Genomic DNA, 15,161 nt, shown 5'->3' with positions numbered 1-15,161 from the left:
GTGGTGCGTACGTCGAGGAGGAAGGCGGCGGCGGTGTCCGCGTCCAGGTGCCGCTCGTGGCACTCGTCCAGGACCACCACGTCCACGCCGGTCAGCTCCTGGTCCCGCTGGAGCCGCTGCAGCAGGACGCCCGTGGTCACCACCTCGACGACGGTCGCGGTACCCACGACCCGCTCCCCGCGCACCGTGAAGCCGACGGACGCGCCGACGCGCTCGCCCAGCAGCCACGCCATCCGCCGCGCGGCGGCCCGCGCGGCGATCCGCCGGGGCTCCGCGACGACCACCCGGCGCCGCGGCCCGCCTCCCACCAGCCCCGCCAGCACCAGCGGCACCAGCGTGGTCTTGCCGGTGCCGGGCGGGGCGCACAGCACCGCCGCGCCCCGGTCCTCCAGGGCCGAGACGAGCGCGGGCACGGCCTCCCGTACGGGCAGGGCGTCGAGGTCGGCGGTGCGGATCACGTCAGTCGCTCCCCGGGCTCTCGCTCCGCTCGCAGACGAAGATCGCGGTGCCGGGGATCAGGTTGCCGCGCAGCGGGGACCAGCCGCCCCACTCCTGGGTGTTCCACGCGGGCCACTCCGGCTCCACCAGGTCCAGCAGGCGGAACCCGCCCGCCACCACGTCGCGGACCCGGTCGCCGAGGGTGCGGTGGTGCTCGACGTAGACGGCGCGCCCCTGCTCGTCCTGCTCGACGTACGGGGTCCGGTCGAAGTAGGAGGCGGCGACGGAGAGCCCCTCCGGGCCGGGCTCGTCGGGGAAGGCCCAGCGGATGGGGTGGGTGACGGAGAAGACCCAGCGGCCGCCGGGGCGCAGCACGCGGTGCACCTCGCGCATCACGTTGACCGGGTCGGCGACGAAGGGGACGGCCCCGTACGCGGAACAGGCCAGGTCGAAGGAGGCGTCGCGGAAGGGCAGCCGGCCGGCGTCGGCCTCGACGAGCGGGACGTCATCGCCGATGCGCAGGGCGTGCTGGAGCTGGCGGTGGGAGAGGTCCAGGGCCACCGGGCGGGCGCCCCGCGCGGCGAGCCAGCGCGAGCACTGGGCGGCCCCGGCGCCGATCTCCAGGACGTCCTTGCCCTTGAGGGAGGAGGCGGGCCCCAGGAGCTCGGCCCGCTCCTCGTCGAGGCCCTCGGGGCCCCAGACGAAGCGGTCGTCGCCGAGGAAGGCGCCGTGCTCGCTCTGGTAGTCGTCGGCGTTGCGGTCCCACCAGCCGCGGCTCGCCCGGCTGCTCTCCGCCTCCCCGGCGTCACGCCGTGTTGCCTCGGCGTCGTCCCCGGCGTCGTCCCCGGTGGGGCCGTCGGCCTCGTACGCGTCTTCGGGGGCGTAGTCCTCTTGGTTCATGGGGCCCGTCGTCGTAGTCTGCGGATGGGTTCTGGATGTGCTCATCGGGGCGTCCCCGCCCACGAATTGTGCCGGTTATGCGGTCATCTGCCCGCCGTGTGCGCCTTCGCGCATTGACCCTGTCCGGCTGCCCCCGTATGCTACAAGTTGCGCTGCGAGCCTGTGCTCCTCAGACCTAGCAGGCTGCGCTTGCATCTGTTGATGTCCCCTCGGTTTTCGAGGCCTTCCCGCATGCGGGGATTCTGGGCTTCTTTGGCTGTCCGGCTTCTTCGGCAGATGCCGATAAGGGCTCCCGGCGTAGCAGTACCTACGACTTTCTGTCCGTAACCGGAGCCCTTTCCCACATGACGAGCAGCACCGAGACCACCGCCACCACCCCTCCGCAGGTAGCGGTCAACGACATCGGCGACGCGGACGCGTTCCTCGCGGCCATCGACGAGACGATCAAGTACTTCAACGACGGCGACATCGTCGACGGCGTCATCGTCAAGGTGGACCGGGACGAGGTTCTCCTCGACATCGGTTACAAGACGGAGGGCGTGATCCCGAGCCGCGAGCTCTCGATCAAGCACGACGTCGACCCGAACGAGGTCGTCAAGGTCGGCGACGAGATCGAGGCCCTGGTTCTCCAGAAGGAGGACAAGGAAGGCCGTCTGATCCTGTCCAAGAAGCGCGCTCAGTACGAGCGTGCCTGGGGCACGATCGAGAAGATCAAGGAAGAAGACGGCATCGTCACCGGTACCGTCATCGAGGTCGTCAAGGGTGGTCTCATCCTCGACATCGGCCTCCGCGGCTTCCTGCCGGCCTCTCTCGTCGAGATGCGTCGCGTCCGCGACCTCCAGCCCTACGTGGGCAAGGAGCTCGAGGCGAAGATCATCGAGCTGGACAAGAACCGCAACAACGTGGTCCTGTCCCGCCGCGCCTGGCTCGAGCAGACCCAGTCCGAGGTTCGCCAGACGTTCCTCACCACCCTGCAGAAGGGTCAGGTCCGCTCCGGCGTCGTCTCCTCGATCGTCAACTTCGGTGCCTTCGTGGACCTGGGCGGCGTCGACGGTCTCGTGCACGTCTCCGAGCTGTCCTGGAAGCACATCGACCACCCGTCCGAGGTTGTCGAGGTCGGCCAGGAGGTCACCGTCGAGGTTCTCGACGTTGACATGGACCGCGAGCGCGTCTCCCTGTCGCTGAAGGCGACGCAGGAGGACCCGTGGCAGCAGTTCGCCCGGACCCACCAGATCGGTCAGGTCGTCCCGGGTAAGGTCACCAAGCTGGTTCCGTTCGGTGCGTTCGTCCGCGTGGACGAGGGCATCGAGGGTCTGGTCCACATCTCCGAGCTGGCCGAGCGCCACGTGGAGATCCCGGAGCAGGTCGTCCAGGTCAACGACGAGATCTTCGTCAAGGTCATCGACATCGACCTCGAGCGTCGCCGGATCTCGCTGTCCCTGAAGCAGGCCAACGAGTCCTTCGGTGCCGACCCGGCGTCGGTCGAGTTCGACCCGACCCTGTACGGCATGGCCGCGTCCTACGACGACCAGGGCAACTACATCTACCCCGAGGGCTTCGACCCCGAGACCAACGACTGGCTCGAGGGCTTCGACACCCAGCGCGAGACGTGGGAGCGCCAGTACGCCGAGGCGCAGGTCCGCTTCGAGCAGCACCAGGCGCAGGTCATCAAGAGCCGCGAGGCCGACGAGGCCGCTGCCGCCGAGGGCGCTGCCGCCCCGGCCGCCGGTGGCAACACCGGTGGCGGCGCCAGCCTCTCCGGTGGTTCGTACTCCTCCGAGGGTGCGGACGAGACCTCCGGCGCCCTGGCGTCGGACGAGGCCCTGGCCGCGCTCCGCGAGAAGCTGGCCGGCGGCCAGAGCTGATCGCAGCGCAGCAACGGCATCGCGCCACGGCCTTCGGCCACGGTGTGAGCTGAGCTGAACGACGAGGCCCGTCCCCTTCGGGGGGCGGGCCTCTTCGCGTTGCCGGGTCCGTCCGGGCCGGGTCCGTCCGGGCCGCGCGCACTGTTCTTCGGTTCTTCCCGGGAAAGCCGCCAACTGGGGAATGGCGCCGCCGCCTTGGACGTTCTCACCACAGAACACGGCGCGAGGGAGGAGTGGTGACGGTGCTTGATCCACAGGGTCTGTACGAGTGGGACGCCAAGGGCCTGGCGGTGGCCGACCTGGCGCTCGCCCAGGACTCGGCCGGGCTGGTCATGCTCTACCACCTCGAGGGGTACATCGACGCGGGCGAGGCCGGCGAGCAGATCGTCGAGCGGCTCCTGGAGACCCTGCCCCACCAGGTGGTCGCCCGGTTCGACGCGGACCGGCTGGTGGACTACCGCGCCCGGCGCCCGCTGCTGACCTTCAAGCGCGACCACTGGACGGAGTTCGAGGAGCCCCGCCTGGAGGTGCGCCTGGTCCAGGACGCCACCGGCGCGCCCTTCCTGCTGCTCTCCGGCCCCGAGCCGGACGTGGAGTGGGAGCGCTTCGCCGTCGCAGTCCGGCAGATCGTCGAGCGGCTCGGCGTACGGCTCTCCGTCAACTTCCACGGCATCCCCATGGGCGTCCCGCACACCCGCCCCGTCGGCATCACCCCGCACGGCAACCGCACCGACCTGATGCCGGGCCACCGCAGCCCCTTCGACGAGGCGCAGGTCCCCGGCAGCGCGGAGTCGCTCGTCGAGTTCCGCCTCGGCCAGTCCGGGCACGACGTGCTGGGCGTCGCCGCACACGTACCGCACTACGTCGCCCGGTCCGCGTACCCGGACGCGGCGCTGACCGCGCTGGAGGCGATCACCGCGGCGACGGGGCTGGTCCTGCCGGCCGTCGCGCACGCCCTGCGCACCGAGGCGCACCGCACGCAGACCGAGATCGACCGGCAGATCCGGGAGGGCGACGAGGAGCTCGTCAGCCTGGTCCAGGGTCTGGAGCACCAGTACGACGCCGCGGCCGGGGCCGAAACCCGGGGCAACATGATCGCGGAGCCCGCCGAGATCCCGTCGGCGGACGAGATCGGCCGCGAGTTCGAGCGGTTCCTGGCGGAGCGCGAGGGCGAGGGATAGGCGGGGCCGGTTGGCGGGGGCCTGGGGGGCCTGGATTCCGCGCCGGGGCGGGGCCTAGGGTGCTGAGCATGCTGAAAGTGGGCCTGACAGGCGGAATCGGTGCCGGCAAGAGCGAGGTCTCGCGGCTGCTGGCGGGGTACGGGGCGGTCGTGGTGGACGCCGACCGGATCGCGCGGGAGGTCGTGGAGCCGGGAACCCCGGGGCTCGCGGCCGTGGTGGAGGCCTTCGGGGCGTCCGTGCTGACCCCCGGCGGGGCCGTCGACCGGCCGAAGCTGGGGGCGATCGTGTTCGCCGACCCGGAGCGGCTCCAGACCCTGAACACCATCGTGCACCCGCTGGTCGGGGCCCGGTCCGCCGAGCTGGAGCGGGCCGCGGGGCCGGACGCGATCGTGGTGCACGACGTACCGCTGCTCTCGGAGAACGGGCTCGCGCCCCTGTACGACCTCGTCGTGGTGGTGGACGCGGCGCCCGGGACGCAGCTGGCCCGGCTGACCGCGCTGCGCGGCATGACCGAGGACGAGGCGCGGGCCCGGATGGCCGCGCAGGCCACGCGGGAGCAGCGGCTGGCGGTGGCCACGCTGGTCATCGACAACGACGGGCCGCTGGAGGCGCTGGAGCCCCAGGTGCGCGCGGTGTGGAAGGAACTCACGGCGCGGGCGGTGGCGGCGTCGGCCGGGGAGCGGGCGGAACAGGCGGAATAGCGGGAGCTGCGGGGCGCGTTGAACGCGCCCGTAGAGGGAAGGAAAGACACCGTGTCCGACACCACGCCCCCGCCGCCGTCGTCGTCGCCCGAGCAGCCGTCCTCTTCGGGACCATCCGGATCGGAACCTTCCGGATCGGGGTCTTCCGAGGCGGGGCCGTACGGTGGCGCGAGTCCCGAGACGCACGTCATCGACTACCGGGCCGCCGAGCAGCTGCTCGCCGCCCGCGACCCGCGCGGCGCGCTCCGGCTCCTCGACTCCGTCATAGCCGCCCACCCCGAGAACACCGCGGCCCGGCTGCTCCGCGCCCGGGCCTTCTTCGCGTCGGCCCAGCTGCGTTCGGCGGAGCTGGAGTTCGGGCTGGTGCTGGAGCGGGAGCCGGACAACGCCTTCGCCCACTTCGCGCTCGCCCGTACCCACCAGCGGTCCGGGCGGCCCGAGCAGGCGCGGCGCCACTTCCGGCTCGCCGCCGCCCTCGACCCGCAGCCCGAGTACCTGGCCGCGGCCCGCTTCGAGGACTGACTCAGCTCCCCTGGCGGGGCGGCTCGTACGGGGGCACGTCGCGGCCCGGCTGGTAGTGCGGCCCCTGGCGGATGTGCCGGACCACGACCGCCAGGTCCACTCCGGCCAGCACCACCAGCGCCGCGCAGGCGGCCGCCCACCCGGGACGGCCGGCCAGCGCGAACGCGGCCGCCCCGGCGGCGGCCCAGACCATCCCCCACAGACTCAGCCAGAACCGCAGCCGCAGCGGACTGCGGGCGGTCACGGGCTCGTTTCCGGTACGCATGGACATCGCCTCATGTCCATGGTCCCACCGGGGGCGGCGGCGGTCAGGGGCTGAGCTTGTTCACGGCCGTGGTGGTCGTCTTCTTGAAGGCCGCCACGGGGGCGTCGGTCAGGTGGCCCATCTGCCCCCACGTCACGACGGTCACGGTGGAGCCGTCCCGCCCGATCCCGTACAGGTGGACGCCCGGCTCGGAGTCGGGGATCGAGGTGTCGACCCCGTAGACGTGCGCGCCCTCCTCGACGGAGAGCTTCCCGTAGTCCTGCCAGGAGGCCGTGCCGCCCGGGGTCGCGCGCAGCCAGTCCGCGGCGCAGGCGGCGACCTCGCGCTCCAGGGCGGTGGCGAGCTTGGCGGCCGCGGCGTCCGAGGAGGCGCGTACGGAGACCTGGACGGCGCCGGTGTCGAGGTCCGTACCGAAGGAGCGGTGCCAGCTGCCGGCCGCCGGAAGGGCCCCCTCCAGGCAGAACGGCGTGGGGTCGGGCAGCCCGGTGGTGACCTTTCCGGCGGTCCAGGGGGAGGAGGGGTGCGGGGGCAGGTCGGTGCCGGCGAGGAAACCGGGCGCGGTGGCGGCGGTGGCGGCGGTGGTGGTGAGTGCGAGAGCGGCGGCGGCCGCGAGGACGGCCGGGCTGATGGTGCGTCGGAACACGGTGGACTCCCCGTAGGAGATGTAGGAGATGCGGTGCGGTGCGGCGCGGGAGCGCTGCGGGAACAGCCTTCCCCGGTACGGGGTGTCGTGCGACGGGCCGGGGCGGAATCGGGACACTGGAACGGCCGTACATGCCTTCACCTGGGGGAACACCCCTGGCATGGAACGCAGTCACGGGACGGGGGCGTCGTGGGCGAGTCGGAGACGGAGAGGTTCGCGCGGCTGATGCGGGGGCTGAAGGAGCGCGGGGGGCTGAGTTACGGGACGCTCGCGCGGCGGCTGCACACGAGCACCTCGACGCTGCACCGGTACTGCAACGGGGAGGCGGTACCGGCGGAGTTCGGAGTACTGGACCGCTTCGCCCGTGCCTGCGGCGCCACGCGCGAGGAGGCGGTGGACTTCCACCGGGCCTGGCTCCTGGCGGACGCCCGCCGCCGAGCCGCACCGGAACGGCCCACCCGGGACCGGGGGCGGGAGGGGCAGCCCACCTTGGACCGGGACCGGGACCGGGACCGGGAGCCGGAGGGCCAGCCCACCTTGGACCGGCCCCGAGCCGGGGTGCGGACCCCGGACGCCGAGCCGGAGCCGAACCCGGCTCCGGAGCCGAACGTGACGCTTGGCCGGGAGGGGGCGCCAGATCGGAACCCGATGCCGAACGCGGATCCGGCACCTGAGCCGGCACCGGTCTCGGCGTCCGTACCGGTACCGGTACCCGTACCGGTACCCGTACCCGTACCCGTGCTCGTACCCGTACCCGTGCTCGGGTCCGCGCCGGGGGCCGGGCCCCGGTCCGGGGCTGCGTCGGGCCTCACTCCCACGCCCAAGCGTGCGCTCGAGGCCGCGACCGAGCACGGGTTCAGGTCCGCGTTCGTGTCCGGGCCCCAGAGGGGTGCGCGGGGTGTCTGGTACCGGCGGCGCCTTGCTGTGGTTGGGGCGGGCGTGGTGGTGGCGGTGGCTGCCGGGGTGTTCGCGGCGGGCGGGGCGCAGGGTCCCGTCGGGCGGGCGGGCTCGGGGGGCGGGGCGGCGTCCGGGCAGGCCGGGGCGACGGCCGGTGGTTCGGGCAGCGCGGGAGCGCCGACGGCAGGCACCGGCGCGCCGACCGGGCCGGTGGTGGGAACCGGCGCGCCGAGCGGGCCTGCGGTGGGGACTGGCGCGCCGAGCGGGCCTGCGCTGGGTACCGCCGCGCCGACGGGGGTGGTGGAGGGCGCGGGCACGCCGGCCGCGACGCCCGAGGCCGCGTCCCCGCCCGCCGCTCGGGCGCCGACGGCGGTCGTGCGGTCGCACGTGTGGGCCTCGGGGTGCGATCACGCCTACCTCTCCGAGCGGGCCCCCGCGGCCGTGCCCGCGCCGCCCGTGCAGGCGGACGCGCCCGCCTGGGCGCGGGCGCAGCGTGCCGTGCACGCCGGGAGCCAGATCGTGGAGGTCACCCTGCACGGCACCGGCGAGGGGGCCGTGGTGCTCCAGGGGCTGGAGGTACGGGTATCCGCCCGCCGGACCCCGCCCCCGTGGAACGTCTACCGGATGTCCCTCGGCTGCGGCGGGGCCCTCACCCCGGCCGTCTTCGCCGTCAACCTCGACGCACCCCGCCCGCTGGCCCGCCCCATCGCGGGCAACGACGCCGGAGAGCCGATCCCGGCCCCCCGCTTCCCGCTGCGCGTCTCGGCGGCCGAGCCCGTGGTGCTGAGGGTGGAGGCCTCCGCCACGGGCTGCGACTGCGACTGGTACCTCGACCTGCGCTGGAGCGGCCCCGGCGGCTCGTCCGGCACCCTCCGCCTGGACGACTCCGGGCTCCCCTGGCGGACCAGCGCCACGGCGGGGCGGCCCGAGTACGGGTACGCGAACGAGCAGGGCCGCTGGCTGCGCTGACCCCCCACCCGTGCCCCCGAGACGGCATCCGCGCAGGTCAGCGGCGTTTGTCAGAGGGCCCGCCTAGACTCGGCGGCAGTGGATCCGCCATGACCGGGCGGAGCCGGGCACCAGGGAGGGGGGACGCCATGACCTCACCGCGGCAGTACGGGCAGGGGCACCAGCCGGGACGGCCGCCGCAGCCGCAGCCGTCGTCGCCGCTGCTGCGCCGGGCCGCCGTGTTCCTCCCCGCCGCCGTCCCCCGCGAGGGCCGGATCGCCTTCTGGTGTCCCGAGGGCGATCCGCTGCCCGAGACGGGAATGGGGACCCCGGTGCCGCTCCAGGTGGTGCGGCCGCACGGCGACGGCGTCCGTACCCGTACCGTGCCCGCCGTGACCCTGTCCGTCGCCGAGGCCCTGCCGCTGCTCGCCCGGGCCCCCCACAGCCCCGCCTCCCACCCCGCCACCCGCGCCTGGGGCACCGCCGCCGGACTCGCCCTGGTCCTCGCCGCGCGCGGCCGCCTGCTGCCCGGGCTCACCCCCGACGGGATCGACGCCTGGCGTGCCGGACCCCTCGAAGCCGGGGACATCGCCTACCTGCGCGCCGTCGCGGCCGCCCTCCCGTACGAGGGGTACGCCACCCCGCTCGCCGGCCGCCGCCCGCTGACGCTGCCCGAACCGGAGGCCCTGGTCAGGGCCTTCCTCGATGCCGTCGCCGATATCCTGCCCCGCACCCCGGCCGCGCCCTTCGCCGCCGGGCGGCCCTTCGCCGCGCAGGAGCCGCAGCGGGTGCCGGGGATACAGGAATGGGCCACGCAGGTCGCCGCCGGAGCCGATGCCGGGGTGGGCATCTCGCTGCGCCTCGACCTGTCCTCCTTCCGCCTGTTCGACGAGGCCGAGCCACAGGACGTGCGCCGCGCCGGGGCGGCCGTGGTCCAGGTGCACAGCCTCGCCGACCCGACCCTGGTGACCGACGCCGGACAGCTGTGGGCCGGGGCGGCCGCCGCCGGGTTCGGGCCCCGCGCCCGGATCGACGCCGTGCTCGCGCTGCGCCGGGCCGCCCGCATCTGGCCCCCGCTGCTGCGCCTGCTCGACCAGCCCGTGCCCGACGCCCTGGCCCTCTCCGACCCGGAGCTCGAAGACCTCCTCGGCCCCGCCGCGCCCCGGCTGGCGGCCGCCGGAGTCCCGGTCCACTGGCCGCGCGAGCTCGCCCGTTCGCTGTCCGCGACCGCCGTCGTACGCTCCACCGCGCCCGGCTCCGCCACCGACGGAACCGCCTTCTTCGACGCGGCCGCGCTGTTCGCCTTCTCCTGGGACCTCGCCCTCGGCGGTGACCGCCTCACCCCCGGCGAGATGGAGGCGCTCGCGCAGGCCCACCGGCCCGTGGTGCGGCTGCGCGACCAGTGGGTCCGGGTCGATCCGGCCCTGGTGCGCAAGGCGCGCAAGCGGGAACTCGGGCTGCTGGACCCGGTGGACGCGCTGGCGACCGTACTGACGGGGACGGCCGAGGTCGACGGGGAGACGGTGCCCGTGGTCCCGGTGGGGGCGCTCGCGGCGCTGCGGGCGCGGCTCATGGGGGATCTGGCGCCGGTGGCGCAGCCCGTGGCGTTGAGGGCGACGTTGCGGGACTACCAGTTGCGGGGTCTGGCCTGGCTGGACCTGATGACCTCGCTCGGTCTGGGCGGCTGCCTCGCCGATGACATGGGCTTGGGCAAGACGGTCACGCTGATCGCGCTGCACCTGCACCGCGACCGGCCGGAGCCGACGCTGGTGGTGTGCCCGGCGTCGCTGCTGGGCAACTGGCAGCGGGAGATCGAGAAGTTCGCCCCCGGCACCCCGGTGCGCCGTTTCCACGGCTCGGGCCGCAGCCTGGACGGGCTGTCCGGCGGCTTCGTCCTGACCACGTACGGCACGATGCGTACGGCCGCGCCCGAACTCGCCGCCGCGTCCTGGGGGATGGTCGTCGCCGACGAGGCGCAGCACGTGAAGAACCCGTACTCGGCGACCGCCAAGGCCCTGCGCACCATCCCCGCCCCGGCCCGCGTCGCCCTCACCGGCACCCCCGTCGAGAACAACCTCTCCGAACTGTGGGCCCTCCTCGACTGGACCACGCCCGGCCTGCTGGGCCCGCTCACCACCTTCCGGGCCCGCCATGCCCGCCCGGTCGAGCACCAGCAGGAGGAGGACGGCGGCAACGAGGCGGCCGTCGCCCGACTGGCGGCGCTGGTGCGGCCGTTCCTGCTGCGGCGCAAGAAGTCCGACCCCGGGATCGCCCCCGAGCTGCCGCCCAAGACGGAGACCGACCATCCGGTGTCCCTGACCCGCGAGCAGGCCTCCCTCTACCAGGCGGCGGTGGAGGAGGCGATGGCGGTGATCGAGTCGAGCGAGGGCATGGAACGGCGCGGCATGATCATGAAGCTGCTGGCCTCGCTCAAGCAGATCTGCAACCACCCGGCCCAGTACCTGAAGGAGGATCCGCCCCGCATCCCGCACCGCTCGGGCAAACTCGCCCTTCTCGACGAGCTCCTCGACACCATCCTGGCCGAGGGAGGCTCGGTGCTGGTCTTCACCCAGTACGTGACCATGGCCCGGATCCTGGAGAGGCACCTGGCCGCCCGCGGGATCCCCACCCAGCTCCTGCACGGCGGAACCCCCGTACCGCGCCGCGAGGAGCTCGTCGACCGATTCCAGTCCGGCGAGGTCCCCGTCTTCCTGCTCTCCCTCAAAGCCGCCGGCACCGGCCTCAACCTCACCCGCGCCGGACACGTCGTCCACTACGACCGCTGGTGGAACCCCGCCGTCGAGGAACAGGCCACCGACCGCGCCTACCGCATCGGCCAGACCCAGCCCGTCCAGGTCCACCGCATCATCGCCGAGGGCACCGTCGAGGACCGCATCGCCGACATGCTCGAAGCCAAACGCGCCCTCGCCGACGCCGTCCTGGGCTCCGGTGAATCGGCGCTGACCGAACTGACCGACCGCGAGCTGGCCGATCTCGTCTCGCTGCGGAGGCCCGCGTGATCACCGCGCGGGACGACCGCCGCCGCACCTTCGAGACCGTGCCCGCCGGGCTGGAAGCGGCGACCTGGTGGGGCCGGGCCTGGGTGGCCGCCCTGGAGGCCCGCGCGCACGACGCGGCCCGGCTCGCCCGGGGCCGTACGTACGCCGCCGAGGGGCACGTCGACGCCGTCACCGTCACTCCGGGCCGGATCGTGGCCTACGTACGGGGCAGCCGCGCCCGCCCGTACCGCACCGAGCTGTCGCTGGGCGCCTTCACCGACCCCGAGTGGGCCGAAGTCCTGGAGGAGGTGGCGGCGGATCCCGCCGCCCTGGGCGCCCTGCTGGAGCGGGAGGTTCCGCAGTCCCTCGCGCAGACCGTCCTGCCCGGCGCGGGCGAGCTCGTCGCGCGCTGCTCCTGCCCGGACGTGGGGCGGCCGCCCTGCAAGCACGCCGCCGCCCTCTGCTACCGGGCCGCCCGGCTGCTCGACGCGGACCCCTTCGTCCTGCTGCTCCTGCGCGGCCGCGGGGAACGGGAGCTCCTGGAGGAGCTGACCCGGCGCAACGCCGCCCACGCCGCCCGCGAACAGCCCGACGCCGCACCGGACTTCCCCGGCGTCCCGGCCCGCGCGGCCGCGGCCCGCGGCAGCCTGCCCCCGCTGCCGGCCCCGCTCGCCCCGCCCGCCGCCACCGGCCTGCCGCCCGCCTACCCGGCCGATCCGGCGGCGCCCGACCCGCTGGCCCTCGACCAGCTCGCCACCGACGCCGCCGCTCGCGCCCTCGCCCTGCTCACCACCGGCGACGACCCGACCGGGGGGCTCACCCTGTGGCAGGACGCCGTACGGCTGGCCTCCGCGCACCCCACGGCCGGCCTGACCGGCGCCGCCCGCGCCCTGTACCGCGACCTGGCCCGGGCCACCGGCCGCACCAGCACCGATCTGGCCCGCGCCGCCGCGGCCTGGCGGCAGGGCGGCCTGCCCGCCCTCACCGTCCTCGACGAGCCCTGGGACCCCCCGGCCGGCCCGTTCGACCGGGCCCGCCCCGCCCTCCTCGCCGCCGGCCAGGGCGCCTTCCGCCCCGACCGCAACCGCCTCACGGCCCGCACCCGCCAGCTCCGCCTGAGCCGCGAGGGCCTCTGGTACGCCTACGAATCCCGCCCCGAAACCGAAGACTGGTGGCCCACCCCCACCCCCGCCGCCCCGGACCCCGTCACCGCCCTGAGGTGACCTCGGCGGCCCAGGTGGAGAGGGTGTGGAAGTCGCGGTCGCGGAGGCCGTGACGGGGGTGGACGCGTAGGAGGAGGGCCGGCGAGGGGTGGTGGGCGGCCACCCAGGCCTGATCCTCCGGGGTGATCATGTCGTCGACCCAGGCGAAGGGGCGGCCGGCCGCCCAGTCGAGGAGGGGCCGGGTCTTCCAGAAGAGGCCGTCGGGGTCGCGGGCGAAAAGTTCCGGCCAGTCGATGACAGGAAGATCAGCGGGAAGTCCTATGTGCGGCGCGATCAGGGTGTTGGCCTGGTGCGTCCAGGCCGTGGCCCAGGCCAGTTCGAAGGGGAGGGCCAGCAGTCGCGCGCCGTGGGAGGGGTGGAGGCGGACCCTCACTCCGCGCCGGGCGCGGCGGGATTCCGGGTCGCGGTAGGAGAGCCACACGTCGGGGCGCATCCGGTGGCTCGTGTACCCGCGCAGGGCGGCGAAGGGGTCGCGGAAGGGGTTGAGGGGGCCGTCCACGTCGAGCAGCAGCAGCGGTCGTTCTGTCATGAAGTAGGCAGTACCCAGTACACGATGGAGTGAAATGCCTACCGGCTCTATAACCCGAATGGGTTTAAGGCGTTGTTTCCGGTGTGGGTGAGATGCCCGCGGACCCCTCCGGAAGGCAGGAAAACTGATGCGTCACAGTCGTCGGAATGGCTTGATCGCGGCGATGGTCGCGGGTGGTGGACTGACGGTCGCGGGGGTGGGCGGTCTCGCCCACGCCGACGCGGGTGCGGGCGGGCACGCCGAGCGCTCGCCGGGGGTCCTCTCGGGCAACCTGCTGCAGTTGCCGGTGCACACCCCGGTGAACGTGTGCGGGAACACCGTGAGCGTCGTCGGGGTGCTCAACTCCGCGAGCGGGAACCGCTGTGCCAACGAGGCGCCGGGCGGTGGGAATCCGGGGCCGAGGCCCTCGCACCCGGACGCGTCCGGGCACCCCTCGAAACCCGGGTCGGGCCATGGGGGAGGGGCGGTCGCGGAAGGGCGCGGAAAGGATTCTCCCGGGCTGCTGTCCGGCAACGGCCTCCAGCTTCCCGTCGATGTGCCGCTCAACGTCAGCGGCAACTCGGTGAGCGTCGTCGGGGTCGGCAACGGCTCCCACGGCAACACCTCGGTCAACGGGGAGACCCCCACCGTCGGGAAGCCTCCGCAGCCGCCCGTCGCCGTGCGGCCCGTCACCCCGCCCGCTCCGGCGGCTGCGCCGCGCGAGACCGCGGCGCTCGCCCACACCGGCTCCGAGGGCCTCGGCTACCTGCTGCCCGGCAGCGGCGTCCTGCTCCTCGGCGGGGTCGTCCTCTACCGGCGCTTCCGCCTCAACTAGCGCGCCGGTCCGGTCACCGTCGGCGGGCGGTGACCGGACCCCCGGCCCTCGGCGGCGCTCAGGCCGCCCGTGCCCGCCAGCCGTCCAGGACCGCGTCGATCTGCGCCGCCAGCAGGGCCCGGGCCGTGAAGCGCGGAACGCCCGCCATCAGCAGGGCGTCGTACTCGGTCTCGGTGTGCCGCACGGCCGCCCGTACCGCCACCGACACCGCCTGCTCGTCCAGGGCCCGGCCCGCGGCGGTGCGGCCGACCCGTCCGCTGCCGCGCACCGAGGCATGGGCGGCTATCGCCCGGGCACGGTCCTCTGGGCAGCCCGGGAACAGCCGCCGGATCTCGGCGGCGAAGGCGGCGGTGAAGCGGACGTCCTCGGCCGCCCGGCGCAGCCGGTCGCGCTCCCGGCGACGGGCGCGGGCCTCGGCGTCCGCGAGGCAGGCGTGCTCGGCGCGGGCCAGGGCGGCGTCCTCGACCAGCAGCCCCTGGCGCTCGTAGCGGCGGCGCCGCTTGTGCCGGCGTACGACGACGGCGGACAGTGAACTGGCCTCCCTGGCCCGCCGGGTGAGTGCCGCGTCGCCGCGCGGCAGGTACACGAGGTGCCCCAGATCGGCACAGTCCAGACAGCGGGGCACACCGGACTCGCGCACGAGACGCCGCAGCGGGCCCTGCCGGCACTCGGCGCAGTGGATCTGCTTCTGTGACTCGAAGACGACGAGACTCATGCCGTTGTGATACCGCCGACCGGTGCTTGTATCACCTTGTGCGGACGGGTAATTGGCTCTTCATTAAATCTGTCCGGACGTGGTCAGGTCCTCCTACGGTGAGCCGGAACGGGAGGGCACATGGGGGGACGGCGGATGGCGACGACGGCGACGGTGCGGCGGCCGGGAGCGAGGGCCGAGCCCTGCGACCTCATGCGCCGCGAGGTCGTGCTGGAGCCCGGCGGCTGCACGGGCTGGCACTACCACCGGGTGCCGCTGATGGCGGTGGTCGTCTCCGGGACCCTGACGCGCGTCCTCGGCGACGGCACCGTGGAGGTGCACCCGGTGGGAGCCACCTTCGTCGAACCGGCGGGCGCGGGACACGTCCACCTCGGCCGCAACCTCGGCGCCCGCCCGATCGTCCTCCACGTGATCTGCGCCCTCCCCGAGGGCGCCCCCTTCGCGGTGCCCGTGCCGGCCCCGCGCGGCGCCGCACCCTGCGGCTGCCCGGAGCACGACGGCGCGGCCGTGCCGTGGTGACC

15 protein-coding genes are annotated in these 15,161 nt (G+C 74.3%); 9 read left to right on the top strand and 6 right to left on the bottom strand.

The window, feature by feature from the left end; genetic code table 11:
- Together ACFV0Q_RS12090 and ACFV0Q_RS12085 are read right to left on the bottom strand one after the other, a co-directional pair.
- The coding region (locus ACFV0Q_RS12090) for a DEAD/DEAH box helicase (protein ID WP_385004157.1) at positions 1-458 on the bottom strand (458 nt) is incomplete at its 3' end.
- A 1-nt stretch (position 459) separates the two neighbouring features.
- Positions 460-1,338 carry a class I SAM-dependent methyltransferase gene (locus ACFV0Q_RS12085; RefSeq protein WP_385004155.1) on the bottom strand — a complete coding sequence of 293 codons (879 nt, stop codon included), beginning with the start codon at positions 1,336-1,338 and terminating at the stop codon, positions 460-462.
- A 344-nt stretch (positions 1,339-1,682) separates the two neighbouring features.
- Between ACFV0Q_RS12085 and rpsA the strand changes: the two genes are divergently transcribed.
- The 4 genes from rpsA to ACFV0Q_RS12065 all read left to right on the top strand — a co-directional run bounded on the left by rpsA (position 1,683) and on the right by ACFV0Q_RS12065 (position 5,607).
- Positions 1,683-3,203 carry a 30S ribosomal protein S1 gene (rpsA, locus tag ACFV0Q_RS12080; RefSeq protein ID WP_385004153.1) on the top strand — a complete coding sequence of 507 codons (1,521 nt, stop codon included), beginning with the start codon at positions 1,683-1,685 and terminating at the stop codon, positions 3,201-3,203.
- A 242-nt stretch (positions 3,204-3,445) separates the two neighbouring features.
- Positions 3,446-4,384: a PAC2 family protein gene (locus ACFV0Q_RS12075; protein WP_385004151.1), complete on the top strand. Its 939-nt coding sequence runs from the start codon at positions 3,446-3,448 to the stop codon at positions 4,382-4,384.
- Between the two features lie 68 nt (positions 4,385-4,452).
- Entirely contained in the window at positions 4,453-5,085 is a 633-nt protein-coding gene (gene coaE / locus ACFV0Q_RS12070; protein WP_385004149.1) for a dephospho-CoA kinase, read from the top strand.
- A gap of 189 nt (positions 5,086-5,274) precedes the next feature.
- On the top strand, positions 5,275-5,607 hold the full coding sequence (locus ACFV0Q_RS12065; RefSeq protein WP_385004161.1) for a tetratricopeptide repeat protein: 333 nt from the start codon (positions 5,275-5,277) through the stop codon (positions 5,605-5,607).
- Between the two features lies 1 nt (position 5,608).
- On the opposite strand, the gene ACFV0Q_RS12060 is transcribed toward ACFV0Q_RS12065, so the two are convergent.
- Entirely contained in the window at positions 5,609-5,872 is a 264-nt protein-coding gene (locus tag ACFV0Q_RS12060) for a DUF6343 family protein (RefSeq protein ID WP_385004147.1), read from the bottom strand.
- A 43-nt stretch (positions 5,873-5,915) separates the two neighbouring features.
- Complete coding sequence (locus ACFV0Q_RS12055; RefSeq protein ID WP_385004145.1) at positions 5,916-6,632, bottom strand: hypothetical protein; 717 nt, start codon at positions 6,630-6,632, stop codon at positions 5,916-5,918.
- A 72-nt stretch (positions 6,633-6,704) separates the two neighbouring features.
- Here ACFV0Q_RS12055 and ACFV0Q_RS12050 point away from each other — a divergent pair, with 72 nt between their 5' ends.
- The 3 genes from ACFV0Q_RS12050 (at position 6,705) to ACFV0Q_RS12040 (ending at position 12,582) form a co-directional block, all read left to right on the top strand.
- Positions 6,705-8,381, top strand: coding sequence for a helix-turn-helix domain-containing protein (locus tag ACFV0Q_RS12050; protein ID WP_385004143.1), 1,677 nt, complete (start codon positions 6,705-6,707; stop codon positions 8,379-8,381).
- A 128-nt stretch (positions 8,382-8,509) separates the two neighbouring features.
- Positions 8,510-11,380 (top strand): SNF2-related protein, encoded by a 2,871-nt coding sequence (locus ACFV0Q_RS12045; RefSeq protein WP_385004141.1) that lies wholly within the window; start codon positions 8,510-8,512, stop codon positions 11,378-11,380.
- Positions 11,377-12,582: an SWIM zinc finger family protein gene (locus ACFV0Q_RS12040; protein ID WP_385004139.1), complete on the top strand. Its 1,206-nt coding sequence runs from the start codon at positions 11,377-11,379 to the stop codon at positions 12,580-12,582. The genes ACFV0Q_RS12045 and ACFV0Q_RS12040 overlap by 4 nt, the downstream gene beginning before the upstream one ends.
- On the opposite strand, the gene ACFV0Q_RS12035 is transcribed toward ACFV0Q_RS12040, so the two are convergent.
- Positions 12,566-13,111 (bottom strand): hypothetical protein, encoded by a 546-nt coding sequence (locus tag ACFV0Q_RS12035; protein ID WP_385004137.1) that lies wholly within the window; start codon positions 13,109-13,111, stop codon positions 12,566-12,568. The genes ACFV0Q_RS12040 and ACFV0Q_RS12035 overlap by 17 nt on opposite strands.
- 127 nt (positions 13,112-13,238) lie before the next feature.
- Between ACFV0Q_RS12035 and ACFV0Q_RS12030 the strand changes: the two genes are divergently transcribed.
- Positions 13,239-13,925, top strand: a complete 687-nt coding sequence (locus ACFV0Q_RS12030) for a chaplin (RefSeq protein WP_385004135.1) — start codon at positions 13,239-13,241, stop codon at positions 13,923-13,925.
- Between the two features lie 58 nt (positions 13,926-13,983).
- On the opposite strand, the gene ACFV0Q_RS12025 is transcribed toward ACFV0Q_RS12030, so the two are convergent.
- On the bottom strand, positions 13,984-14,640 hold the full coding sequence (locus ACFV0Q_RS12025; RefSeq protein WP_385004133.1) for a DUF2293 domain-containing protein: 657 nt from the start codon (positions 14,638-14,640) through the stop codon (positions 13,984-13,986).
- A gap of 135 nt (positions 14,641-14,775) precedes the next feature.
- On the opposite strand from ACFV0Q_RS12025, the gene ACFV0Q_RS12020 reads away from it, so the two are divergent.
- Positions 14,776-15,159: a cupin domain-containing protein gene (locus ACFV0Q_RS12020; RefSeq protein WP_385004131.1), complete on the top strand. Its 384-nt coding sequence runs from the start codon at positions 14,776-14,778 to the stop codon at positions 15,157-15,159.
- The last annotated feature ends 2 nt before the right edge of the window (positions 15,160-15,161 follow it).

Source organism: Streptomyces sp. NPDC059564 (assembly GCF_042735575.1).
Lineage (GTDB): Bacteria > Actinomycetota > Actinomycetes > Streptomycetales > Streptomycetaceae > Streptomyces.
Note: the sequence above shows the minus strand (reverse complement) of the source record. Positions and strands in the feature narration are given on the sequence as shown.